This window comes from Embleya sp. NPDC056575 (assembly GCF_042793325.1).
GTDB lineage: Bacteria > Actinomycetota > Actinomycetes > Streptomycetales > Streptomycetaceae > Embleya.
Genome location: NZ_JBHTVA010000063.1, coordinates 35,672 through 62,140, shown reverse-complemented (window position 1 = coordinate 62,140; position 26,469 = coordinate 35,672). Strand labels below are relative to the sequence as shown.

At 73.0% G+C, this 26,469-nt stretch carries 7 protein-coding genes and 1 pseudogene; 5 read left to right on the top strand and 3 right to left on the bottom strand.

What is annotated here, in order from left to right; translation table 11 throughout:
* The coding region (locus ACFRCG_RS36870; RefSeq protein ID WP_380039687.1) for an RNA polymerase sigma factor at positions 1 to 719 on the top strand (719 nt) is incomplete at its 5' end.
* Positions 716 to 1,231 (top strand): hypothetical protein, encoded by a 516-nt coding sequence (locus tag ACFRCG_RS36865; RefSeq protein WP_380039685.1) that lies wholly within the window; start codon positions 716 to 718, stop codon positions 1,229 to 1,231. The genes ACFRCG_RS36870 and ACFRCG_RS36865, both read left to right, overlap by 4 nt.
* A gap of 101 nt (positions 1,232 to 1,332) precedes the next feature.
* On the opposite strand, the gene ACFRCG_RS36860 is transcribed toward ACFRCG_RS36865, so the two are convergent.
* On the bottom strand, positions 1,333 to 2,655 hold the full coding sequence (locus ACFRCG_RS36860) for an acyltransferase domain-containing protein (protein ID WP_380039683.1): 1,323 nt from the start codon (positions 2,653 to 2,655) through the stop codon (positions 1,333 to 1,335).
* A 439-nt stretch (positions 2,656 to 3,094) separates the two neighbouring features.
* Between ACFRCG_RS36860 and ACFRCG_RS36855 the strand changes: the two genes are divergently transcribed.
* The 3 genes from ACFRCG_RS36855 (at position 3,095) to ACFRCG_RS36845 (ending at position 12,402) form a co-directional block, all read left to right on the top strand.
* On the top strand, positions 3,095 to 4,327 hold the full coding sequence (locus ACFRCG_RS36855; protein ID WP_380039681.1) for an acyltransferase family protein: 1,233 nt from the start codon (positions 3,095 to 3,097) through the stop codon (positions 4,325 to 4,327).
* Between the two features lie 258 nt (positions 4,328 to 4,585).
* Positions 4,586 to 5,977 carry a PucR family transcriptional regulator gene (locus tag ACFRCG_RS36850; protein ID WP_380039679.1) on the top strand — a complete coding sequence of 464 codons (1,392 nt, stop codon included), beginning with the start codon at positions 4,586 to 4,588 and terminating at the stop codon, positions 5,975 to 5,977.
* A complete protein-coding gene (locus tag ACFRCG_RS36845; protein ID WP_380039677.1) occupies positions 5,974 to 12,402 on the top strand; it encodes a type I polyketide synthase in 6,429 nt (2,142 codons plus the stop codon). The genes ACFRCG_RS36850 and ACFRCG_RS36845 overlap by 4 nt, the downstream gene beginning before the upstream one ends.
* An 84-nt stretch (positions 12,403 to 12,486) precedes the next feature.
* Here the strand turns inward: ACFRCG_RS36845 and ACFRCG_RS36840 are convergent.
* Positions 12,487 to 17,910, bottom strand: a pseudogene (locus tag ACFRCG_RS36840) (SDR family NAD(P)-dependent oxidoreductase); the annotation flags it as partial.
* Between the two features lie 65 nt (positions 17,911 to 17,975).
* Complete coding sequence (locus ACFRCG_RS36835; protein WP_380039675.1) at positions 17,976 to 26,276, bottom strand: SDR family NAD(P)-dependent oxidoreductase; 8,301 nt, start codon at positions 26,274 to 26,276, stop codon at positions 17,976 to 17,978.
* Positions 26,277 to 26,469: the final 193 nt, after the last annotated feature.

Below are 26,469 nucleotides of genomic sequence, written 5' to 3'. Positions count from 1 at the left end.
GTGTACCGGGGATGTCCTTGTCCCCGGTACACCGGCCGGGCGCCCGGTGCCGTATGGCGCCGGTGGTTCATCGGTTCGCGTCCGAGGAGTTCACGGCCATCCAGGAATCCCACATCAGGGTCCGATACGACCCGACCCCGCCCTCTCGGGTGCCGCCCGTCCAGGCCCCGTCGCCCCGGCGGCGGGCCTTCGGCCTGTTCCGGCGCCGGACCAGGGAGGCGGGCGAGCCGCCGCCGACCATGACGCAGCTCTATCACGCGCATCGGATCCGGTTGGTGCGCCTGGCCACGTTGCTGGTGGACGACCAGGAGACGGCGGAGGACGTCGTCCAGGAGGCGTTCACGGCCGCCTTTCGACGGTACGGCGCGCGGCTGGGCGAGTTGGACGACCCGCCCGCGTATCTGCGGCGTTGTGTGGTCAACGGCGCACGATCGGTGTTGCGCCGGCGACGTACGGCCCGGGCCTGGGTACCGCCGGTGCTGCCGCCGGCGGCCTCGCCCGAGGACGACGCGCTTCGCGCGGAGCGCGATCGGCGACTGCGGCAGGCGTTGGGACAACTCACCCGGCGGCAGCGCGAGGTACTGGTGTTGCGCTATTGGGAGAACCTGAGCGAGAGCGAGATCGCCGGCACGCTGGGCATACCGTCCGGCACCGTGAAATCCACCGCGAGTCGCGGGCTGACCGCGCTGCACCGGCTGCTGAGGGAGGAGGACACGTGAACCGACGCCGTGACCGTGGCGAACCCCTGCGCTCGGGGACGCCGGAACACGCGGCCCTGGAATCGGAGTTGCGCGACTGGATGGACCGACGGGCCGATGCGGTGACACCCGCGACGCTGCGTGCGCGCGAGGTACCGCTGCCGGCCGCGCCGGTGCGTCGGCCGCGTGTTCCGTTGCGCCCGGCGGTGGCGGTGACGGCGATCGCGGTGGCCGCGGCGGGTTGGATGGTGATCGGGTCGACCTCGACGCCGGACGGCCCGCGCCCGGTGACCGTGCCGCCGGCCGTGCCCGCGCCGCCCACCGGTGCGCCGTCCGTCGAGAGTACGCCGAGCACCGACGCGCCGAGCCCGTCCACAGCCGTCACGACGCCGCCGACGAGAGCGGCCGGGTCGAACTCCCCGGCGCCCCCGGAGACGATCCCCGGGGCCGACCGCCGGACCACTTCCCCGCAGAACCAACCCCCACGCACCGCACCGCCCTCCGCCCCCGCGGGTGGTCGGCGTACCGGCTGAACCGTGCGCTCGGGTGAACGTGACGAGGCCGCCGGCTCCCGGACGGCGGCCTCGTCCGTCCCGCGCGGAGCCGACCCGACCGGGCGGCACCGCGCCGTCCGTCAGCCGAAGGCCGCCGTCCAGTCGACGGTGACGCCGTGTACGTACGCCTCGGCCAGTGCGGCCAGGAACCGGTCCATCCCACCGTCCTCGTTGCGGAGGGTGGCCAGCAACACGGCCGGGCGACCCAGCTCTTCGGCGGTGTCCTGGATCCCGACCGAGAGCACCGGTTGCGCGCTGCACTCGACGAAGAGCCGGTGGCCGTCGCCGACCAGCGCGCGCACCGCGTCGTCGAAGCGCACCGTCTGGCGCAGGTTGCGGTACCAGTACTCCGCGGTCAACTCGTCGGTCTCCACCGGCCCTCCGGTCACCGTCGAGTAGAACGGCACGTCGCCGCGTACCGGTTCGATCCCGGCCGCCAGGTCGAGCAGCGTCTCGCGCAGATCCTCCACGTGCGGGGAGTGTGCCGCGAAGTCCACGCCGGGCACGCGCCAGCGCATCATCCGGGCCGCGGACAGCGCGGCGCCGAACTCCTTCATCGCCGCCACGTCGCCCGAGACCGTCATGGTGGCCGGGCCGTTCACCGCGGCGACCGCCAACACGCCGTCCCGGTCGGCCAGCATCGTCCGCACGCGGTCGTTGGGGGCCAGTACGGTCAACATCTCGCCGCGGCCCCGAATCGCGGTCAGGGCCCGGCTGCGCAGCGCCACGATCCGCGCCGCGTCCACCAGGGACAACGCCCCGGCGATGTGCGCGGCGACGATCTCGCCCTGGGAGTGACCGATGGTCGCGGCCGGTCGCACGCCGAAGCGGCGCCACAGGCGGGCCAGCGACACCATCATCGAGAACAGCACGGGTTGCACGACATCCACCCGGTCCAGCGGCGGAGTGTCCGGGGCGCCCCGCAGAACGTCCTCCAGGGACCAGTCCACGTGCGGCGCCAGCGCCTCCGCGCAGGCCCGGATCTCACGGGCGAACTCGGGGCAGGTGTTCAGGAGTTCCACCGCCATGCCGACCCACTGGGTGCCTTGGCCGGGGAAGACGAACACCGGCCGGGAATCCGCCTGGGCCTGCCGGGTCGCCTGCCCGGTGAACACGTTCGGCGCGGTCCGTTCGTCGACGAGCGCCCTTACCCCGGCGACCAGTTCGGTCCGGTCGCCGCCCAGCACGACGGCCCGGTGCTCGTGGGTCGCACCGGCCGCGACCAGGGATCGGCCGACTTCGGCGACATCGGCGGCGACGTCGCGCGCCGCGTCGGATTCCAGTCTGGACAGCAGGCGGGCGGCCTGGCCGCGCAGGCCCGCCGCGCTGCGCCCGGACAACACCCACGGCACGGTGCCGGCCGCGGCACCGATCCGAACGTCTTGAATGGCCGGCTTGCTCACGAGCACTCCTCGTCGGTGCCGAACGGTGGACTGTGCGTGCTTCGCAAGATATCCACGAGGCCGCGTCTTCGGCCCACCGTGCGGTAATCGGACCGCCCGGGCACGATTACCGACGGATTACCGAACGCGCGTGAAATCGTGGAAGGCTGCCGAGCCCCAGCCGCGCCGGCGTTCCAGTACGGAGGCTATCCGTGTCGGGCAATCCGATATCGCAGGCGACCAATCCTGCGCAGACATCCGCGCGGACATCCGCGCACTCCCTCGTGCACACACCGAAGCACACTTCACAGCACACTTCGAAGCGCGGTCCGAAGCACGCACCCGAGCACACACCGCTGTGCCCGCCGACCGCGTCCGCCCATTCCCGGTCCGCTCCCCCGCACTTCGGGAAAACGATTGTGCTCCGACCGGTCATCCGACTGCGACCCGCGACGCCGACATGGTGACGCGGGAGACCGGTCCGCACACCGCCGGCCGGGCAAACGAGTCCACCGATCCCGAACCCTCGCGACTGCCGTCGTTGACGGGCCTGCGCTTCGTGGCGGCGCTGCTGGTCTTCACCACGCATGTCCTCTGGTACACGCCTCAGTTGGTCCCGGGCGACACCGGGGACCACCTTCGCAAGACCTTCGCCCTGGCGGGCTCGTACGGCGTCGGCTTCTTCTTCATCCTCAGCGGCTTCGTGCTGACCTGGACCGCGAGCGCGGGCGACACGACCCGGTCGTTCTGGCGCCGCCGTATGGTCAAGATCGGCCCGATGCACCTGGTCACCTTCGGACTGGCCGCCCTGCTCGTGCTGCACACCGATCGGCCGACCCGCGGGGTCGACTGGTTCGCCGCCCTGAGCATGCAGCAGGCGTGGATTCCGGACATCCGGTCCGTGTCGGCGGTCAACGGCGTGACCTGGTCGCTGTGTTGCGAGTTCTTCTTCTACCTCGTCTTCCCGCTCCTGTATCCCCTCCTGCGCCGCATCCGCGAGGCGTGGTTGTGGCCGGCGCTGGCCACCGTACTCGCGCTGATCGTGGGGGCGTTCCTGGTCGCCACCTTCGTGGTGGACGACCAGCCGCGTCTCGCCGCCTTCGCCGTGTCCGGTGAAGTGTCGTTCGACCAGGTGTGGTTCGTGTACTTCTTCCCGCCCATCCGCGCGCTCGAATTCGTCCTGGGCATCCTGTTGGCCCGGATCGTGGCCGCGGGGCGGTGGCCGAATATCGGCCTCGTACCGGCGTTCGCGATCGCCGTCGCCGGCTACGTGATCACGCGGTACGAGCCGTATCTGGCGGGCACCGCCGGGGTCGCCACGGTGTGGACCGCGCCGCTGATCGCCTCCGCCGCGGTCGCGGACCGCCGGCGCACCGCCTCGGTGTTCCGCAAACCGACGATGGTCCTGCTGGGCGAACTCTCCTTCGCCTTCTACATGGTCCACTGGATCGTCATCGGCGCGGCCGCCGACTGGATCGGGCCCACCCGTACCTTTTCGTCGACCACCGGCGCGCTGCTGATCGTCCCGCTGTTCCTGGTGGCGCTCGCGTGTTCCTTCGTCCTCCATCGCTTCGTGGAGATGCCGCTGGTGCGGCGCTTCGGGCGGCACCGGGCCGATTCCGGCAAGACCGCCGGATTTTCCTCCCGAGTGACGACACCGCTGAGTACGGACGGTCTCGGCGTGACGAAATAGGGAACGCTCCGTCCCCCATACGATCCGAACAACCGTTGTTTCCCGGGTTTCGCGCACTGCGGCGGAGGCGGTGGCCCACCGTCTCCGCCCGTTCCGGGGCGGCGAATCACACCGCACCACGCACGTCGACCGCTTCCGCCCACCGGTCGGTAATCTTGTTCCGAGCGTGCGGTTACCGGATGATTACCCCGGGCGAGAGAAACCGTGCCAGGCTGCCGACACCCAGTCGCGTCCGCTTTCCGGTACGGAGGCAACTCGTTGTCGGGCTATTCGATATCGCAGGCCACCATTCCCGCGCCACGACAGATAACGTCCACCTATTCCCTGCTCCACCTACTTCAACCCGTCGACGATTCCGTACTCCACTTACCGGCGACGAACCCGCAGCTGATCGAGGAGGTCGTCGCCCGCGTCGGCTCCGGGGCGACCGGTTGGGCCATCGAGAACAGTCGGCTGTTACTCGCCGAATTGTCCGAGGAACCGTTCGCCCGCTTCGATCGCAAGCCGTGCGGCGAAACCCGGTTGGTCGAGGCAATCGCGCTGTGGGTCGTCCTGCGACTCAGCGGCGTGCGGGCCATCACCGGCCTGCTTTCCGCCGAACTCACCAACGCCATCCGGGAACGGATCGCCGACAACACGACCGTCGACCTCCTGCTCCGCTACGTCCGGGCCACGCACGCGAGCTTCACCCGCGAGTTGTTCGAGTTCCGCGAGACGATGATCCCCGCCGAGGACCAGCCGGCCATGATGCGCTCCATCTCGGCCGATCTGTTCGAGGGCATGGAGACCCTGTCCGCCTCGGTGACCGAGAAGTTCGCCGCCGAACGCAACCGCTGGTTCGCCGGATCCGTCGGCGAGCGCTTCGAGTTGGTCCGCGCGATCCTCAAGGGCAAGCCGATCGACACCCGCAAGGCGCTGCACCAGCTGCGTTACGACCTGACGCTGCATCACGTCGCGCTGATCCTGTGGCAGGACGAGATCACCCCGGACAGCAGACGCGACCTGGAGACCACCGCGCTGCGCCTGCTCGACCAGGTGGGCTGCTCCTCGATGTTGCTGCTCCCGGCGGGTCCTGGACGCCTGTGGGCGTGGGGTGGGCGCGCCACCGATCATCCGGGCGAACTGCGGCGCTCCGCCAAGCCGATGGACCTGCCCGCACACGTGCATGTCGCCTCGGGGCTGCCCGGCGACGGCATCGCGGGTTTCCGGCGCTCGCACCAGCAGGCGATCACCGCCGAGCGGGTCGGCCGCATCACCGAGCCCGGCCCGTCGAGGTTGTGCGACTACGGCGACCTGGAACTGGTCATCCTGCTCGGCAACGACGCCGATGCCACCGCCGACTTCGTGCGCCGCGAACTCGGACCGCTCGCCGCCGACAACCGCACCATGGCCGCGTTGCGCGAGACCGTGCGGTGCCTGCTGGACAACGAGCGGGGCGTGGCGACCACGGCCAAACACCTGCACATCGCGAAGAACACCGTGGTGTATCGGGTCAAGAAGGCGGAGCAGCTGCTCGGGCGGTCGTTGCGCGAGGACCACCTGCGCCTGCACTTCGCGCTGTACCTGGCGGAGCGGCTCGGCTCGTCCGTACTGGTCAGGCAGGGCCCTGCGGCGGGACTGGAGCACTCGATTCGGGCGGTGTCCTCATGAGCGGTGGTGGGCGTGGGATGAACGGCGGTCGGGACATGAACAAGGACGAGAAGCTGCTCGACTATCTCAAGTGGGTCACCACGGACCTGCACAAGGCCCGAAGCCGGGTCGAGGAGTTGGAGTCGAGCCGGACCGAACCCATCGCCATCGTGGGCATGGGCTGTCGCTACCCCGGGAGCGTGTCCACGCCCGAGGAGTTGTGGCGCCTGGCCGCCGAAGGCGTCGACGCGATCTCGGGTTTTCCCACCGATCGCGACTGGGACGTCGAGGGCGGTTACGACCCGGACCCCGACGCCATGGGCAAGTTCTACGCGCGGGAGGGTGGATTCCTCGACGACGTGAAGGGATTCGACGCGGCCTTCTTCGGCATCTCGCCGCGCGAGGCACTGGCGATGGACCCCCAGCAGCGACTGCTCCTGGAGACCACCTGGGAGGCCGTCGAACGGGCCCGGATGGACCCGCGGTCCCTGCGCGGCACCGACACCGGGGTGTTCGTCGGCGTGATGTACACCGGCTACGCCTCGACGGTCAGCGCGTCGGCGACCGGCATCGAGGGCTACGCGATGACCGGAATGTTGACCAGTGTCGCGTCCGGTCGGCTCTCCTACGTCCTGGGCCTGGAGGGGCCGACGGTCAGCATGGACACGGCCTGCTCGTCGTCCCTGGTGTCCATCCACCACGCCGTCACCGCGCTGCGCAACGGCGAGTGCTCGCTCGCGCTCACGGGCGGCGCGATGGTGATCCCGGTACCGGACGGCTTCGTCGAGTTCTCCCGGCAGCGCGGACTGGCGCCCGACGGCCGCTGCAAGGCGTTCGCGGCGGCGGCGGACGGCACCGGGTTCTCCGAGGGTGTCGGAATGCTGGTGCTGGCCCGACTGTCCGACGCGCGGCGGCTCGGCCATCCGGTGCTCGCGGTGATCCGGGGCAGCGCGGTGAACTCCGACGGCGCGTCCAACGGCCTGACCGCGCCGAGCGGTCCGGCGCAGCAACGGGTGATCCGTCGTGCACTGGCGAACGCCGGCCTCTCCCCCGCCGAGGTCGACGTCATCGACGCACACGGCACGGGCACGATGCTCGGCGATCCGATCGAGGCGCAGGCGCTGTTGGCGACGTATGGGCAGTCGCGACCGGCGGGCGAGCCGCTGTTGTTGGGCTCGTTGAAGTCGAACATCGGACACACGCAGGCCGCCGCGGGGGTGGCCGGGGTGATCAAGATGGTCATGGCCATGCGCCACGGGGTGGTGCCGAAGACGCTGCATGTGGACGCGCCGACACCCGCGGTGGACTGGTCGTCCGGGGCGATCGAGCTGGTCACGGAGCGGCGCGCGTGGCCGTCGACCGGGCGGCCGCGGCGGGCGGCGGTGTCGTCGTTCGGGGTGAGCGGGACGAACGCGCATCTTGTCGTCGAGCAGGCGCCCGTCGACGACCCGGAGCGGGTGGAGCCGGTGGCCGGGTCGGTGTTGCCGGTGGTTCCGGTGGTGTTGTCGGCGCGGTCCGCCGGGGCGTTGCGGGCGCAGGCGGAGCGGTTGGTGTCCGTGGTGGACGGCGTCGACGGCGCGTCGTTGCCGGATGTGGGTTTGTCGGCGGCGGTGTCGCGGTCGACGTTCGAGCACCGTGCGGTCGTGGTGGCCGGGGATCGTGACGAACTCGTCGCGGGGTTGCGGGCGTTGACCGCCGGTGAGTCGGCGGCGGGGCTGGTGTCCGGGCCGGTGGGCGAGGGGCGCCTGGCGTTCCTGTTCACCGGTCAGGGGGCACAACGTGTCGGCATGGGCCGGGAGTTGTACGAGACGTTCCCGGTGTTCGCGGCGGCGTTCGACGAGGTCTGTGGTCACTTCGACGCCGTGTTGCCCGCGATGGTGAAGGACGTCGTCTTCGGGGACGGCGAGGGGCTGGATCGGACCGGGTGGACGCAGCCGGCGTTGTTCGCGGTCGAGGTGGCGATGTTCCGGCTGCTGGAAGCGTGGGGCGTACGGCCCGACTTCGTGACCGGGCACTCGATCGGGGAGTTGGCCGCCGCGCATGTCGCCGGTGTGCTGGGCTTGGCCGACGCGTGCCGGGTCGTCGCCGCTCGTGGTCGGTTGATGCAGGCGTTGCCCGCCGGCGGGGCGATGGTCGCGGTGCGGGCCACCGAGGCCGAGGTGCGCGATCTGTTGCGCGGGCGTGAGGACCGGGCCGACATCGCGGCGGTCAACGGGCCGACGTCGGTGGTGGTCTCCGGCGCCGAGGACGTGGTCCTGGCCGTCGCCGAAACGCTGCGCGAGCGCGGCCACAAGACGAACCGGCTCACCGTGAGCCACGCCTTCCACTCGCCGGCGATGGATGCGATCCTCGACGAGTTCGCCGGTGTCCTGGACACGGTCGAACTGGGCGAGCCCGGCATTCCCATGGCGGCCGACCCGGCCGATGTGCGCTCGGCGCGGTATTGGGTCGACCACGTCCGCGAGCCGGTGCGCTTCGCGGAGCACATCGCGCGCCTGCGAGAGCAGGGCGTCACGCGGTTCCTGGAGATCGGCCCCGACGGTGTGCTCACGGCCCTGGGCCCGGAGACCGCGCCGGACGGGTTGTTCGTCGCCCTCCAGCACCGCGACCGCTCGCAGGCCCGCACGGCTCTCACCGCGCTCGCCCGCCTGCACACCCACGGGCACACCGTCGACTGGCGACGCCTGTTCGCCGGCACGAACGCCTCGCTCGTCGATCTGCCCACCTACCCCTTCGAGCACCGGCCGTACTGGCTGGACGGCACCTCCCCCGGCGGACGCCGGACCACCGGCCTCGGGCCGATCACGCCGGAGCACCCGCTGCTGACGACCGCCATCGAACTCGCGGGCGGCGCCGGGCTCGTGCTCACCGGTCGGATCTCCCTGCGCACCCATCCCTGGCTCGCCGACCACCGCGTCGACGACACCGTGACGCTGCCCCCGGCGGCCCTGGTCGAGTTGGCGGTCCGGGCCGGTGACGAGGTGGGCTGCTCCGGCGTCGCGGATCTGACGACGCATGCCCCCCTGGCCGTCCCGGAGAGCGGCGGAGTGCAGGTCCAGGTGACGCTGGGTCCGCCCGACGAGGACGGTTGTCGACCGATCACGATCGGCTCTCGGCCGGATCGGGACGATCCGGGCGCCGAGTGGCTCGTGCACGCCGGCGGGCTGCTCACCGAGCCGGCGCCGGCGCCGCTCATCTCCCTGGCCGCCTGGCCCCCGCCCGACGCGGTCCCGGTCGGGCTCGACGACCTCTACGCGCGGCTCGACGGGGAGGGTCGTGCGTACGGGCCGGTGTTCCGGGGGCTGCGGGCCCTGTGGCGGCAGGGGGCGGATCTGTTCGCCGAGGTGCGGCTCCCCGACGACACGGACCCGGACACGTTCGGGATCCATCCGGCGCTGCTCGACGCCGCGCTGCACGCGTTGCTCGCGGTGGGGCGGGACGCCGCCGAGCTGTCGTGGCGCGGGTTCGACCTGTACGCCGCCGGTTCGCGTGCGCTCAGGGTTCGGATCAGGCCCGGGGAGCGGGACGGATTCCGGGTGTGGCTGGCCGACGAGGCGGGTGAACCGGTCGCCGAGGTGCGTGCGTTGCGGCGTCGGCGGGCTCCCGTCACCCGCCGGCACGACAGGGTGATGGCGAACTCCCTGTTCCACACGGCCTGGTCGCCGATCACCCTCCCCGATCCGGACGACCTCGACCCCACCGGCTGGGCCGTGCTCGGGGATTCACCGCCCGTCGGGCACGCGCGACGCGTCGGGCGGGTCGCGGAGGCCGCCGGGGACGTCCTCGTCGCGATGATCGACGAACCGGCCGGGGCCGATCTCGCGGACGCGGCGCACCGGGCCACCGTTCGCGCGCTGGAACTGGTCCGGGAGGGCCTGGCGTTCGGCACCTCCCGTCTCGTTGTGGTCACGCGCAACGCGGTCGCCACGCACGAGTACGCGGACGTCGAACTCGGCTCGGCCCCGGTCTGGGGTCTGGTCAGGTCGGCCCAGGTGGAGAACCCGGGGCGGATCACGCTGATCGACGTCGACGACAGCCCGGCCAGCGCCGCGCGGCTCGGCGCGGCGATCGTGTCCGGGCACGAGCAGGTGGCCATCCGCGGCGGGCACGCGAGTACTCCCCGGCTGGCCAGGGTGTGCCCGGAGGCCGTGGCCGGGCCGGAGTTGAAGCCCGACGGAACGGTCCTGGTCACCGGCGGAACGGGCGCGCTGGGCGCGCTGTTCGCCCGCCACCTGGTCACCGAGTACGGCGTGCGGAACCTGGTCCTGACCAGTCGACGCGGGCCAAACGCGCCCGGGGCCCGGGAGTTGCGGGACGAACTCGCCGCGCTCGGGGCCCGGGTCACCGTCGTCGCGGCCGATATCACTGACCGCGACGCCGTGGACCGGGTGCTCGCCGCGATCCCCTCGGAGCACGCGCTGACCGGCATCGTGCACACCGCCGGGGTCATCGACGACGGCATCCTCACCGCGCTCACGCGCGAGCGTGTCGCCTTCGTACTGCGGCCCAAGGTCGACGCCGCGCTGCATCTGCACGAGGCGACCCTCGACGACGACCTGGCCATGTTCGTGCTGTTCTCCTCCGTCGCCGGTGTGGTCGGGTCGCCGGGGCAGGCGAACTACTCGGCCGCCAACCAGTTCCTGGACGCGCTCGCGCAGCACCGTCGGGCCAATGGGCTGCCGGCCCACTCGCTCGCCTGGGCGGCATGGGCGCAGGAGCACGGCATGGCGTCCCGGCTGTCCGAGGTGGACCGGAGTCGGGCGACGCAGGCCGGGCTGCGTCCGATCGAACCGGCCGAGGGCCCCGACCTGTTCGACGCGGCGCTGGTGACCGTGCACCCGACGACGGTGCCGATGCATCTCGACATCGCCCGGATCGAGCGGCAACCCGGCCCGGTCATGCCCGTGTTGCGCGGCCTGGTGCGCACGTCGGCCCGGCGGGTGATCACCGCGACGACCCGGGACACCGGGCACCTCGCGGAGCGCTTGGCGCCGCTCGACGACGCCGGTCGACGCGAACTCCTGCTCGATCTGGTGCGCGCCGCCGTGGCCGCGATCCTGGGTCACCGCGGCACCGACCACATCACCCCCGGCGTCGTCTTCACCGAGTTGGGATTCGACTCGCTGACCGCGGTCGAGTTGCGCAACCGGCTGGAGGGCGAGACGGGGCTGCGCCTGCCGCCGACCCTGCTGTTCGACCACGACACCCCGGCGGCGCTGATCGATCACCTTCTCACCGAACTCTCCAGCCGTGCCGATTCCCCGGCGCGCTCCGGCGTGGACTTCGCGGCCGAGGTGCGGCTGGCCGAGGATGTGGTCCCGGCCGCGGAGGTGGTCGAGGTGGTCGCCGATCCGGGGCGGGTGTTCCTCACCGGAGCGACCGGGTTCGTCGGCGCCTTTCTGCTCCGGGACCTGATGCGCGAGACCGGAGCCGTCGTGCACTGCCTGGTCCGGGGTGCCGACGAGGCGTCCGCGCTGGAGCGGCTGCGGGCGAATCTGAGCTGGTACGGCATCTGGGACGAGATCGACCGGGACCGGCTTGCGGTGGTCACCGGTGACCTCGCCGAGCCGCGCTTCGGGTTGGACGCCGAGCGGTACGAGCGCCTGGCCCGCGAGGTCGACGTGGTGTACCACGCGGGCGCGACGGTGAACTGGCTGCACCCGTACACGTCGTTGAAGGCGGCCAACGTGACCGGTACGGAGGAGGCGCTGCGGCTCGCCGCGCTGTACCGCACGGTGCCGCTGCACTACGTGTCCAGCACGGGCGTCTTCGCTCGGCCGGCACCCGGCGGCGCCGGGTTGACCCCGCAGGATCCCACCGGGCCGCCGGAGGAGTTGACCAACGGGTACCGGCAGAGCAAGTACGTCGCCGAGAAGGTGATCGGACTTGCTCGGGAGCGCGGCCTGCCCGTGTCGATCTATCGCGCCGACGTGGTCTCGGGCGCGCGGACCAACGGCGCCTGCCAGACCCGCGACTTCGTCTGGTTGAGCCTGAAGGGCAGCCTCCAGGCCCGGGCGGTGCCGGTGGGGGCGAACGCACTGTTCCCGATGGTGCCGGTGGACTACGTCGCCGCGGCCGTACTCGCCCTGTCCCGCACGACGACCGGGCGCACGTTCCACCTGTTCAATCCCGTGGCGATCGGATTCGCCGACATGGTGGGGCGGTTGCGGGAGTTGGGCCACGTCCTGGACGAGGTGTCCTGGGACGAGTTCGTCGCCGGTGTGCGTGCCGATCGGGACAACGCGCTGTTCCCGACGATCGACATCTTCCGGAGCTACATGACGGCGGGCGAGGCGCTGTACATGCGGATGGATGTGGCCGCGACGGAGGCCGCGTTGGCCGGTACCGGCATCTCCTGCCCGGAGATCGACGCGGAACTGTTCGGCAGGTACGCGCGGTTCTTCGCCGGGGTCGGCTACTTCCCGACGCCGGCGCGGGTCGGGTAGGTCGGTCGGGCCGCCTGCCGCGGCGCGCATGCCGAAGGGTCCGCCGGGGCGACGAAGCCCCGGCGGACCCTTGGTCGTTCGGTGCTACCGGCCGTCGAGGAACTGGAAGAGTTCCTCGTCCGTCGCGGCGGTGACGTCCAGCTTGGCGTCGGTGCGGTCGGCGGACTCGCGGAACGTGCGCAGCTTCAGGAGCAGGCCCTCGACGCGTTCGGCGATCTCGTCGCCCTCGGGACCGGTCGCCGAGTCCATGGTGAGCGCCGATTCGACCCGGTCCAACTCGACCAGTACCGACCCCGTCGGTGCCTGGCCGCGGGCCGCTGACGTGCGGGCCAGTTCGCGGGCCACCGCGGCGGCCGTGGGGTGGTCGAACACCAGCGTTTGGGCCAGCCGCAGGCCCGTCTCGGCGCCGAGCCGGTTGCGGAACTCGACGGCGGACACCGAGTCGACGCCGAGGTCGGAGAAAGCCCGGTCGGGGTCGACCGTGCGGCCCGCCGCGTACTGCAACACCTCGGCCATCCGGGTGCACACCAGGTCGAGCAGCACCTCGTACCGGGCGTCCTCCGGCAGGCCGGCCAGGCGGTCGGCCACCGGAACGGGGCCCGAGCCGACCGGGGCCCGTCGCGGTGTTCGGGCCACGGCCTCGCGCCCGGCCAGGCGGCGCAGCAGCGGCGGTACGTCCGCCTGGGCGCGTACCTGGGCCAGGTCGAGGGCGACCGGGACCAGCATCGGCTCGTCCAGGCCCAGCGCGGCGTCCAGCAGCGCGACGCCCTCCGCCGAGGAGGACAGGGTCACCCCGAGCCGGGCCAGTCGGGCCAGGTCGACGTCGGTCAGCCCCTCGGTCATCGTGCTGCGCTCGGCCCACATGCCCCAGGCCAGGGACACCGCGGGCAGCCCCCGGGCCCGTCGGTGTTGCGCGAGGGCGTCCAGGTAGGTGTTGCCCGCCGCGTAGTTCGCCTGACCGGCCGGGCCGATCAGGCCGGACATCGAGGAGAACAGCACGAACGCGGACAGGTCGAGGTCACGGGTCGCCTCGTGCAGGTTCCGGGCGGCGACGATCTTGGGGTTCAGTGCCGCGTCGAGCCGCTGCGGGGTCAGTTCGGTGAGGATCCCGTCGTCCAGGACGCCGGCCGCGTGCACGACCGCGGTCAGCGGGACCTCGGCCGGGATGTCGGCCAGGACCCGGGACAGCGCGGCGCGGTCGGTCGTGTCGCAGGCGGCCAACACGACCTCGGCGCCCGCCGCGGTCAGTTCGGCCGCGAGTTCCGCACCCCTCGGGGAGTCCGCGCCGGCGCGGCTGACCAGCACCAACCGCCGCACCCCGTGGGTGGCGACCAGGTGGCGGGCGACGATCACGCCGAGTGTGCCGGTCCCGCCGGTGACGAGTACCGTCCCGGACCCGAACGCCGTTGCCGGCGCGGTGCCGGAGCCGACCTCCGCGCGGACGAGCCTGGGTACCAGGACCCGGCCGGACCGCACGGCCAGTTGTGGCTCCTGCGGAATCAGCGCGGCGAGGGTGTCCCACGGCGGCGACGCGGAGTCCGTGGCCGTGTTCGTATCCGTCATCGCGTCGGCGTCGACGTCGACCAGACCGAATCGACCCGGGTTCTCGGTCTGCGCGGACCGTACGAGACCCCACACGCCCGCCTGGGCGAGCCCGTCGACCGGATCCTTCGCGTCGGCGCCCACCGCTCCCCGGGTCACCGGGACGAGCGTCGCGGAGGCGTACCGCTCGTCGGCCAGCCACTCCTGCATGACCGCGAGCACCGCGCCGGTGACCTCCCGGGCGTCCGGTCCGACCGGACAGCGCAGGAACACCACGCCCGGGTCGGCGGGCACCTCCGCCAGGGCGGAAACGAGCGTCCACCGGGCGGGCCGCGTCAATGGCGTCGGCCGCGTCGGCGCCGGTGACCAGTCCACCCGGAACATCGACTCCGCGGGCGTGCCCCGGCCGCCGGCCGGCATCCGCCGAAAGCGCAGGCCCTCGACCGACGCCACCGGCGCGCCGGTCGGGTCGGCGAGCACGATCGAGACCGTGTCCGGGCCGGCCGCCGACATCCGCAGGCGCAGCGCCGACGCGCCGACCGCCGACAGGGACACACCGGACCAGGCGAACGGGAGCACGGCGCCGTCCATGCCGGCCAGGAACGAGCCGTACCAGACCGCATGCAGCGCCGCGTCGAGCAGCGCCGGATGCAGGCCGAATCGCTCCGCGTCCCCCATCGACTCCACCGGCGGGGCGATCTCGGCGAAGACCTCGTCCTCGCGCCGCCACACCGCCGTAAGCCCCCGGAACGCCGGGCCGTAGTCGTAGCCGCGTGCGGCGAGGTCCGCGTACACATCGCCGATCGCGACCTCCTCCGCCCCCTCCGGCGGCCACTCGGCCGCGTCGAACAGCGCCGGTTCGGCCCGCTCGATGAGCGAACCGGCGGCGTGCCGGACCCACTCGCCGCCGTCCTCGTGCCGGGCGTACACCGACACCGCCCGCCGGCCCGACTCGTCGGCGTCCTCCACCACGACCTGGACCCGGACCCCGTCCCGCTCGCCCAGGACCAGCGGGGTGTGCAGGGTCAGCTCGTCGAGCAGGTCGCAGTGCACCTCGCGGGCGGCGCGCAGCGCCATCTCCACGAACGCCGCACCGGGGACGATCACCCGGCCGAGGATCGCGTGGTCGGCCAGCCAGGGGTGGGTCGCCAGGGACAGTCGACCGGTCAACACCGCACCGCCGGCCTCCGGGCGGGCCAACACCGCACCCAGCAACGGGTGTTCGCCGGCGGACAGGCCGACCGACCGCAGGTCGCCCGGCGACGCGGACGCGTCCATCCAGTAGCGGTCGTGCCGGAAGGCGTAGGTCGGCAGGGTCACGGTGGTCGCGCCGGTACCGGCGAACACCCGGTGCCAGTCCACCTCCACGCCGTGCACGTGTGCCGTGGTCAGCGCGGTCAGCGCGGTGTGCGGTTCCGGGCGGTCGGCACGCAGCACCGGCACCGCGAAGGGGGCCGGGTCCGGTTCGGGGGACGTGGTGAAGCAGCCCTCGGCCATCGTGCTCACCGCGGCGTCGGGGCCGATGCCGACGAAGCGGGTGACGCCGTCGTGCCGCAGCCGGCGGATCGCGGCGGCGAATCGCACCGGCTCGCGGACCTGGCGCACCCAGTACTCGGGCGCGCACACCGTCCGCGCCGCCAACGGCTCGCCGGTGACGGTCGACACGATCGGCAACACGGGTTCGTGATAGGTGACTTCGGCGAGAACCTTCCGGTAGGACGCCAACATCGGGTCCATCAGGGGCGAGTGGAACGCGTGGCTGACCCGAAGGCGCCTGGTGCGGCGGCCGAGGGAGGCGAAGTGTTCGGCGAGGCGCAGTACGGCGTCGCACTCGCCGGAGACGACCACCGACTCGGGTCCGTTCACGGCGGCGATGCCGGCCGGGCCGTCCGCCGAGGCCGCCGCGACCTCGTCCTCCGTGGCCTGGATCGACACCATCGCGCCGCCCTCGGGCAGCCGTTCCATCAGCAGTCCGCGCGCCGCCACGACGCGGCAGGCGTCCTCGAGCGTCCACAGGCCCGCGACGAAGGCCGCGGACAGTTCGCCGATGGAGTGCCCGGCCAGTACCTCCGGGCGTACGCCCCACGAGCCGAGCAGCCGGGTCAGCGCCACCTCGATCGCGAACAGCGCGGGTTGCGCCCAGCCGGTGCGGTCCAGCAACTCCGCCGCGTTCTCCGGTGGTTCGATCAGGAGTTCGCGCAGCGGACGGTCGAGGTGGCCGTCGAAGCCGGTACACACCTCGTCCAGGGCCGTCGCAAAGGCCGGGAAGGCCGCGTACAACTCGCGCCCCATGCCGAGCCGTTGGGTGCCCTGGCCGGCGAAGACGAACGCGGTGCGGCCGGGGTGGGCGACTCCCCGCAGGACGCCGGGGCCGGATCCGCCGACGGCGATCTCCCGGAGACCGGCGCGCATCTCGTCACGATCCCCGGCCATGATCGCGGCCCGATACTCGAACGCCGTCCGGGTGGTGGCCAGCGAGAAGCCGGCGTCGAGCGGATCGATGGCGTCGGCCGTGGACAGCAGCCGCGCGGCCTGGCGGGCGAGCGCTTCGGGGGTGGGGCCGGAGAGGATCAGCGGGACGAGCGGCAACTCGGCGCGGGTCCGCGGCGCGGCCGGTTCGGGCTCCGGGGCCTGCTCCAGGATCAGGTGTGCGTTGGTGCCGCTGATCCCGAACGAGGACACCGCGGCCCGTCTCGGCGCGCCCGTCACCGGCCATTCCCGACGCTCCGTCAGCAGCCGTACCGGGCCCGTCGACCAGTCCACGTGCGAGGACGGGGTGTCCACGTGCAGCGTCCTCGGCAACACGCCCTGGCGCAGCGCGAGCACCATCTTGATCACGCCGCCGATCCCGGCGGCGGCCTGGGTGTGGCCGATGTTGGACTTCAACGAGCCCAGCCAAAGCGGGCGTTCGCGGTCGAGGCCGTAGGTGTCCAGGACGGCCTGGGCCTCGATCGGGTCGCCGAGGCCGGTACCGGTGCCGTGTGCCTCGACCGCGTCCACGTCGGACGGCGACAGGTCGGCGTCGTCGAGCGCCTGGCGGATCACCCGTTGCTGGGCCGGGCCGTTCGGGGCGGTCAGTCCGTTCGAGGCGCCGTCCTGGTTGACCGCGCTGCCGCGGAGCACGGCCAGCACCGGGTGCCCGAGCCGTCGGGCGTCGGAGAGGCGTTCCACCAGAAGCATCCCGACGCCCTCGGCCCAGCCCGTGCCGTCGGCCGCGTCGGCGAACGACTTGCACCGCCCGTCGGCGGCCAGTCCGCGGTGTCGGCTGAACGCGACGAGCATGCCCGGCGTGGACATCACGGTGGCGCCGCCGGCGAGGGCCATGGTGCACTCGCCCCGGCGCAGGGAACGCATCGCCAGGTGCAGGGCGACCAGCGACGACGAGCACGCGGTGTCGACGGTGACGGCGGGGCCCTCGAATCCGAGGGTGTACGCGATGCGGCCGGACGCGGCGCTGTTGGCGGTACCGGTGAGCAGGTGCGCCTCCGCGCCGCCGACGGCCTGGTGCAGCCGGGGGCCGTAGTCCGGGGCCATCGCCCCGGCGAACACCCCCACTCCGGCGCCGCGCAGCGAGGCGGGGCGGATCCCGGCGCGCTCCAGCGCCTCCCAGGAGGTTTCCAGGAGCAGGCGCTGCTGTGGGTCCATGGCTGTCGCCTCGCGAGGCGAGATGCCGAAGAACTCGGGGTCGAACTCGGTTGCGCCGCGCAGGAATCCGCCGCGCCGCGTGTAGGTGCGGCCGGGGGTGTCGGGGTTCGGGTCGTAGAGCGCGTCCAGGTCCCAGCCCCGGTCTGCGGGGAAATCGCCGATCGCGTCGCCGCCGGCGTCGAGCAGCCGCCACAGGTCCTCGGGGGAGCCGATGTCGCCGGGGAATCGGCAGGCCATGCCGACCACGGCGATCGGCTCGCGGGTCGCCTGTTCGGCGTCGCGCAGCCGCTGCTTGGTCTGCTGCAACTCGGCCGTGACCCGCTTGAGGTATTCCACCAATTTCTCTTCGTTGCTCACAAGCGCTCCGTTCGGGACGGGCCGAGTTCTCAGGACAGCCCGAGTTCGCTGTCGATGAGGTCGAACAGTTCGTCGAGTTCCAGCCCGCTCAACTCGGGTGCCGGCCGGCCGGATTGCTCGGGTTGATCGGGTTGCCCGGATTGCGCGAGTTGCACGGGTTGCCCGAGTCGCGCGGCCGGCTTCGCCGGGGCGAGTGCCGTGCCGAGGTGGCCGGCGAGGGCCGACGGGGTCGGGTAGTCGAAGACCAGCGTGGCGCGCAGCCGCAGTCCGGTGGCCGCGCCGAGTCGGTTGCGCAGGTCCACCGCCGTCAGCGAGTCGAACCCGAGTTCCTTGAAGGTGCGGCCGGGGGCGATCGTGCCCGGGGTGCCGTGGGCCAGCACGGTGGCCGTGTGTTCGCGGACCAGGTCGAGCAGCGCCTCGGCGCGGTCCGCGTCGGGCATTCCCGCCAGGCGGTCGGCCAGGGGGGCGACGTCGGCGGTCGTGCCGCCGGCCGCCTCCGCCCGCCGGACCCGTTCGCGGATCACGCCGCGCAGCAGCGCCGGTACCGGGCCCTGCGCGTGGATCGCGGCCTGGTCGATCCGGGCCGGGACGAGCAGGGCGGCGCCGGAGGAGATCGCCGCGTCGAACAGGGCCAGGCCGTCGGCCGAGGTCAGCGGGGCCACTCCGGCGCGGCGCAGCCGGCTCAGGTCGGTGTCGGCGAGGCGGCCGGTCATCCCGCCGGGTTGTGCCCACAGTCCCCAGGCGAGTGAGAGGGCGGGCAGGCCGTGGGCGGCGCGGTGTTGGGCGAGGGTGTCCAGGAAGGTGTTGGCGGCGGCGTAGTTGGCCTGCCCTGGCAGTCCGAGGATGCCGGCGACCGAGGAGAACAGCACGAACATGGACAGGTCGAGTTCGCGGGTCAGTTCGTGCAGGTTCAGCGCGGCATCGACCTTCGGTCGTAGTACGCGGGCCAGTTGCTCGGGTCGCAGGGCCTCGATCACGCTGTCGTCGAGCAGGCCGGCGGCGTGCACGACGCCGGTCAGCGGGTGTTCGGCGGGGATCGACGCCAGCAGCGCGGCCAGTGCGTCCCGGTCGGCGATGTCGCAGCCGACCACGGTGGCGGTGGCGCCCGACGCGGCCAGGTCGGCGACGAGTTCGGCGGCGCCGGGGGTGTTCGGCCCGCGTCGGCCCGCCAGCAGGAGGCGGGTCACGCCGTAGTGGGCGACCAGGTGGCGGGCGAACAGGGCGCCGAGCGTGCCGGTGCCGCCGGTGATCAGTACGGTGCCCGCCGCGAGGTCGGGGCGCGGCGCGGCCGTCCCGGTGACCCGGGCCAGCCGGGGGATCAGCGAACGCCCCTTGCGCAGGGCCAGTTGCGGCTCCGTGCCGGCCAGGGCCAGGGGCAGGGCGGTGGTCGACGCCTCGTGGCCGTCCAGGTCGACGACGACGAAGCGGTCCGGGTGTTCGCGCTGGGCCGAGCGGACCAGGCCCCACACGCCGGCGCCCGCCATCCCCGTCGCGCCCGCCTCGGCGGACTCCACGACCATCGTGTCGCGGGTGAGCAGGACCAGCCTCGACGCGGCACAACGTTCGTCGGCGAGCCAGTCCTGGATCAGGCGCAGCGCGCGGCCGGCCACGGCGTGCGCACCGGCCGCGGTGGGCTCGCCGGTCAGCGGGGCGAGCACCAGATCCGGGACGGGGCCGGCAGCGGCCAGCGTGTCCAGGTCGGGGTGGGTGGGTGCGCCGAGCCCGAGGTCGTCGGCGCCGATCAGTGCCCACGGGCCGGTTTCGGGGGCGGCCTCCGGCAGGCGGGCCTCGATCCAGTCCACGCGAAACAGCGCGTCGGCCGGGCCGGTGATGGGTGTACCGGCCGGGATCGGCCGCAGGGCCAGCGATTCCACCGAGGCAACCGGCGCTCCGGTGGCGTCGGCGAGACGCAGTGTGACCGTGTCCTCGCCGTCGGGCGTGATCCACACCCGCAGGGCCGCCGCGCCGCCGGCCCGCAACGACACGCCCTGCCAGGCGAACGGCAGGCGGGGGTCAGGGGCGTCGCCGACCGCGGCGTGCAGTGCGGCGTCCAGCAGCGCCGGGTGCAGCGCGAACCGGCCCGCGTCCGCCTCGATTCCCGGCGGCAGCGCGACCTCGGCGAAGATCTCCGTACCGCGTCGCCACCAGGCGCGCAGGCCCTGGAACGCCGGACCGTAGTGGTAACCCAGCGCGGCCCAACGCGCGTAGTCGCCGTCCCAGTCGACCGCGACCGCCCCGGGCGGCGGCCAGGCGGTGAGGTCGAACTCCTCGGTGGGGCCGTGGTCGAGCAGCCCGCTCGCGTGCCGGGTCCAGTCGCCGGAACCGTCGGCCGGGCGGGCGTGGACGGCCAACGGCCGGCGTCCGGACCCGTCCGGCTCGGCGACCGTGACCCGAAGGTCCACCCCGCCGTGCGCCGGCAGCACCAGCGGGACCTCGCAGGTGAGTTCGGCCAGGCGCTCGCACCCGACCTCGTCGCCCGCGCGGATCGCCAGTTCGACGAACGCGGTGCCGGGCAGCAGGACCGTGTCGCCGAGGCCGTGGTCGAGCAGCCAGGGGTGGGTCCGGCGGGAGAGCTGCCCCGTGAGCAGCAGACCGCCGGAATCCGGCAGTTCGACCACGGCGCCCAGCAGCGGGTGCCCCGCGACGGCCAGCCCGGCCGCCGTGACGTCGGCCGTGCCGCCGTCGGGCGTCGGTTCGAGCCAGAACCGGCGCCGGCGGAACACCGTGGTCGGCACGTCGATCCGCCGTGCGTCGGGGAAGACGGCCCGCCAGTCGGGGGCCGCTCCGCGTACGTACGCCTCGGCCAGCGAGGTCAGGAAACGCGCGATGCCGCCCTCGTCGCGGCGCAACGAGCCGACGGCCGACGCGTGTTCCGCCACATCCTCGATCGCCGCCGTGAGCACCGGGTGCGCGCTGACCTCGACGAACAGCGAGTGTCCGCGCTCGGCCAGCACGTCGACCGTCTCGGCGAAGCGGACCTGTTCGCGGAGGTTGCGGTACCAGTAGCCGGCGTCGAGGGCGGTGGTGTCCAGGGGACCGGCGGTCACCGTCGAGTAGAAGGGAATCGCGGACGGACGCGGTGCGGTATCGGCCAGCACCTCGGCCAATTCATCGGCTATTGCGACGACTTGCCGCGAGTGGGACGCATAGTCGACCGGCAGTCGTTTGACCCGCACCTCGGCGGCCTCGCACTCGGCGATCAGCTCCTCCAGCGCGTCCACGTCGCCGGAGACCACGACCGACCCCGGGCCGTTGACCACCGCCGTCGAGAGCCGACCGGCGTGGCGGCGCAGGCGTTCGGCCACCTCGTCCTCGGACAGCGCGACCGAGACCATGCCGCCCGCGCCGGACAGCGCCAGGATGGCCCTGCTGCGCAGCGCGACGATCCTGGCCGCGTCCGCCAGGTCCAGCGCACCGGCGACGCACGCGGCGGCGATCTCGCCCTGCGAATGGCCCACCACGGCGGCCGGTTCGATCCCGTACGAGCGCCAGAGCGCGGCCAGCGACACCATCACCGCGAACAACACGGGCTGGACCACGTCCACCCGCTCCAGCGCGGCCGGGTCGCGCAACACGTCGAACAGGTCCCAGTCCACGTGGGACGCGAACGCATCCGAGCAGGCCCGCATCGACCGGGCGAACACGGGTGCCTCGTCCAGGAGTTCGGTGGCCATGCCGACCCATTGGGAGCCTTGGCCGGGGAAGACGAACACCACGCCGCCCGATGCCCGCGCGCTGCCGCGCACGAGGGTTGGCGTGTCCGCGTCGGTGGCGAGTGTGCTCAGGCCCCGGCGGCGCGCGGCCGGGTCGGCGGTGACCACCGCGGCGCGGTACGGCAGGCCGGAGCGGGTGGTGGCCAGGGAGAAGCCGACATCCGCCGGGTTCGCGTCGGGATCGGCGTCCAGAAAGGACAACAGCGCATCGGCCTGCGCCGCCAGCGCGTCCTCACTGCTCGCGGAGAGCACCCACGGGAGCACGGGTACACGGGAGCCGCCCGGCGCATCGCACCCGGGTCGCGCCGACTCGGCCCCCGGCCGCGACTCCGGCTCCGACTCCGGCTCCGGGTCGCCCTGTTCGAGGATCACGTGGGCATTGGTCCCGCTGATCCCGAACGACGACACCGCGGCTCGGCGCGGCCGTCCGGTCGACGGCCACTCGCGCGTCGCGCTCGCGAGCTCCAGTCCCCCGCCGGCCCAGTCCACGTGCGGACTCGGCTCGTCGGCGTGCAGCGTCCTCGGCACCACGCCGTGCCGCAGCGCCTGCACCGTCTTGATCACGCCCGCCACCCCGGCGGCGGCCTGGGCGTGGCCGATGTTGGACTTCAGCGAGCCCAGGAGCAGCGGGCCGTCGGCGGCCCGGCCGCGCCCGTACGTGGCCGCGAGGGCTTCGGCCTCGATCGGGTCGCCGAGGGTAGTCCCGGTCCCGTGTGCCTCGACCAGGTCGACGTCCGTCGCGGCCAACCCCGCGCCGGCGAGGGCCCGGCGGATCACCCGCTCCTGGGCGCGCCCGTTCGGCGCGGTCAGCCCGTTCGACGCACCGTCCTGATTGATCGCGCTGCCCCGGACCACGGCCAACACCCGGTGTCCGTCGCGCCGCGCGTCCGACAGCCGCTGCAGCACCACGATCCCGGCACCCTCGGCCCACCCGGTACCGTCCGCGCCGGCCGCGAACGCCTTGCATCGGCCGTCCTCGGCCAACCCGCGCTGCCGGCTGAACTCCACGAACATCCCGGGACCGGACATCACCGCGACCCCGCCGGCCAGCGCCAACGAGCACTCCCCCGCCCGCAACGCCTGCGCCGCCAGGTGCAGCGCCACCAATGACGACGAGCACGCGGTGTCCACGGTGACCGCCGGCCCCTGGAGGCCCAGCGTGTAGGCGATCCGGCCGGACGCGACGCTGATCGTGCTGCCGGTGAGCCGATACCCGTCCGACTCGGCGTGCGCGGCGTGCAGCGGGGGGCCGTAGTCCTGCGCCATCGCCCCGACGAAGACCCCCACGGATGTGCCGCGCCGGCCGACGGGATCGATGCCGGCCCGCTCCAGCGCCTCCCAGGACGTCTCCAGGAGCAGGCGCTGCTGTGGATCCATCGCCAGCGCCTCCCTCGGCGAGATGCCGAAGAACTCCGGGTCGAACAGGTCCGCGTCGTGCAGGAATCCGCCGTGCCGGGTGTAGGACGTGCCCGCCCGGTCCGGATCGAAGTCGTGGAGCCGGTCGAGGTCCCAGCCCCGGTTGCTCGGGAACTTTGTGACGGCGTCGATCCCTTCCGTCACCAGCCGCCACAGGTCCTCCGGCGACGTGACCTCGCCGGGCAGCCGGCAGGCCATTCCGACGATGGCGATCGGCTCGTCGCCGTCGGACACGGTTTCGCCGGCATCGCTCGACCGCTCGCCGCCGGAGGCCAACGTCCGCAAGTGTGCGGCGAGTTCGGTCGGCGACGGGTGCCCGAACAACAACCCCGCCGGCAGCACGAGCCCCGTCGCCGCGCCCAACCGGTCCCGCAGTTCCACGGACGACAACGAGTCAACCCCGAGGTCCTTGAACGTACTGTCCGGATCCACCGCGTCGCCGCCCGGGTATCCGAGCACGACCGCGACGATCGACCGCACCAGGCCGAGCATTTCCGGTCCGGCCGGGATCACGGCCGTGACCCCGGTCGGACCGGTCACCGAAGGCTCCGCGTCGGGTGCGACGGCCCGAACCGCGGACTCGGTGAGCCAGTGGCGCTCGCGCTGGAAGGCGTAGGTGGGCAGGGCCACCGTACGCGCGTCGCGCAGCGCGAACACGCGGGGCCAGTCCACCTCGACCCCGCTCACGTGCACCTCGGCGAGCGAGGTCAGGAACCGCGCCGGCCCGCCCTCGCCCCGGCGCAGCGAGCCGGCGACCACCCCGGAGCCGGTCCCGCCCTGCTCCATCGTGTCCCGCAGCGCGGGCAGCAGCACGGGGTGCGGGCTGCATTCGACGAGCACGCCGTGCCCGTCCCGGATCAGCGCCCGGGTCGCCCGTTCCAGCTCCACGGTCCGCCGCAGGTTGCGGTACCAGTACGCGGCGTCCAGTTCGGTGGTGTCGAGCAGGTCGCCGGTCACCGTCGAGTAGAACGGCACCGACGAGGGCATCGGCCGGATCCCGTCGAGCACGGTGTGCAGCCGCTCGCGGATCTGCTCCACCTGCGCCGAATGGGACGCGTAGTCGACCGCGATCCTTCGGGTCTCCACGCCCTCCTCGGTCCACCGCGCGATCAGCGCGTCCAGCGCGTCCGGGTCGCCGGAAAGCACCACCGACGACGGGCCGTTCGCCGCCGCGATCGACACGGCGCCGCCGTACTCGGCGATCCGCTCGCGCACCGCGTCGGCCGACCGCGGCACCGACACCATCGCACCGCCGCCGGAGAGCTCGCGCAGCGCCCGGCTGCGCAGCGTCACCACCCGCGCGGCGTCGTCGAGCGAGAGCGCCCCCGCCACACACGCGGCGGCGATCTCGCCCTGGCTGTGTCCGACCACGGCGGCCGGCTCGACCCCGCACGAGCGCCACAACCGGGCCAGCGACACCATCACCGCGAACAACGCGGGCTGGACCACATCCACCCGTTCCAGCGCGGTCGGATCGCCCAGCACCTCACGCAACGACCAGTCGACGTGCGGCGCGAACGCCCGCTCGCAGTCCCGGATCGAGGCGGCGAACTCCGTTACCGACGCGATGAGTTCGAGGGCCATTCCGGCCCACTGCGCACCCTGCCCGGGGAAGACGAACACGACCTTCCCGGTCGCCGCGGCCTGCCCCTCGACCACACCCGCGACGGCCGCGCCGGCGGCGAACTCGCGCAGGCGCCGCCGCAGTTCCGCCGGGTCGGCGCCGACGACGACCGCGCGGTGCCGGAAGGCGGTCCGGGTGGTGGCCAGCGAGCGGCCGATGTCGGCGGCGGACGACACCTCCTCGGCGAGGAACGCGGACAGCCGGTCGGCCTGACCCCGGAGCGCGCCGGCGGTACGGCCCGCGATCGGCCACGCCACCGCGCCCGCCTCCACCGGCCGGCCGATGGACAAGCCCACCTTCGAGACCGGGAGCGGCGCTTCCGTCAGCACCAGATGGCAGTTGGTGCCGCCCATTCCGAACGAGCTGACGCCCGCCACCAGCGGCCGGTCCGGCCGCGGCCACGGTGTCGGCGCGGTCTGCACCCGCAGGCCGAGGTCGTCGAGGGGGATCTCCGGGGGCGGCGCGACGAAGTGCAGGCTGGGCGGCAACATCCGGTGCCGGATGCTCAATGCCACCTTGAGCAGCCCGGCGATCCCGCCCGCGCCCTCCAGGTGGCCGATGTTGGTCTTGACCGAGCCCACCCGCAGCGGCGCGCCGGGCCGGCGGACCCGGCCGCCCAGTGCGGCGCCGAGCGCGGCGGCCTCGATCGGGTCGCCCACCTTCGTACCGCTGCCGTGCAGTTCCACGTACTGCACGGCGCGCCGGGCGATGCCGGCTCGCCGGTACGCCTGGCGCACGACCTCCTCCTGGGCGGATCGGCTCGGCACGGTGAGGCCGGTGTGTTCGCCCTCGCCCGCGCCGTCGTTGTTCATCGCGCCGCCGGAGACGACGCAGTAGATGTCGTCGCCGTCGGCGAGCGCGGCGTCCAGCGGTTTGAGCACCACCGCGCCGCCGCCCTCGCCGCGGACGAAGCCGTTGGCGCGGGCGTCGAAGGTGTGGCACCGGCCGTCGGGGGAAAGGCCGCCGAACCGTGCCGCGCCCAGTGTGGTCTCGGCCAGGATGTTCAGGTTCACCCCGCCGGCGACGGCCGTCGTGCACTCGCCGCGCCGCAGGCTCTCGCAGGCCAGGTGTACCGCCACCAGCGAGGAGGACTGCGCGGTGTCCACGGCCAGGCTCGGGCCGCGCAGGCCCAGGTGGTGGGAGACACGGTTGGCGATGATGGAGCGGCGGGTGCCGGTCATGGTGTGCCGGTCGATCCCGGCCGTGCCGAGCCGGTCCTGCAGTGCCGCGTAGTCGTCCCACATGACGCCGACGAACACCCCGGTGTCGCCGCCGGCCAGGTGCGCGGGCACGATCCGCGCGTCCTCCAGGGCCTCCCAGGCCAGTTCCAGCATCAGCCGCTGCTGCGGGTCCATCGCCGCCGCCTCGCGCGGCGAGATGCCGAAGAAGGCGGCGTCGAACCGGTCGATGTCGGCGACGAACCCGCCGATGCGGTGCGGAGGTTCCGCGCCGCGCAGGCGGTCCTCGGGGGCCTCGCGTATCGCGTCCGTCCCGTTCCGCAACAACCGCCAGAAAGCGCGGCCGTCGCCGGCCCCAGGCAACCGACAAGCCAACCCGACCACGGCGATCCGTCTCATAATCCCCAGTCAACGCCGTGTGCCCGCAAACGGCTTGTCCCTCCGGCCCAAAGTGCGCCGGCGAATCTGGTGAGCGAAACCAACAAGGGAATTCCGGAAGGAGCACATTCCCAAAGACAACGTCGGTATTGCCCGACGGCCACCGGACCTTCCCGGTCGCCGAGCAATACCGACGCATTCGATATCCGCTTCG

Excerpts from the sequence above, each read along its gene's own strand:
- ACFRCG_RS36845 (WP_380039677.1), top strand. The coding sequence starts at position 5,974 with ATGAGCGGTGGTGGGCGTGGGATGAACGGCGGTCGGGACATGAACAAG.
- ACFRCG_RS36835 (WP_380039675.1), bottom strand. The coding sequence starts at position 26,276 with ATGAGACGGATCGCCGTGGTCGGGTTGGCTTGTCGGTTGCCTGGGGCC.
- ACFRCG_RS36855 (WP_380039681.1), top strand. The coding sequence starts at position 3,095 with ATGGTGACGCGGGAGACCGGTCCGCACACCGCCGGCCGGGCAAACGAG.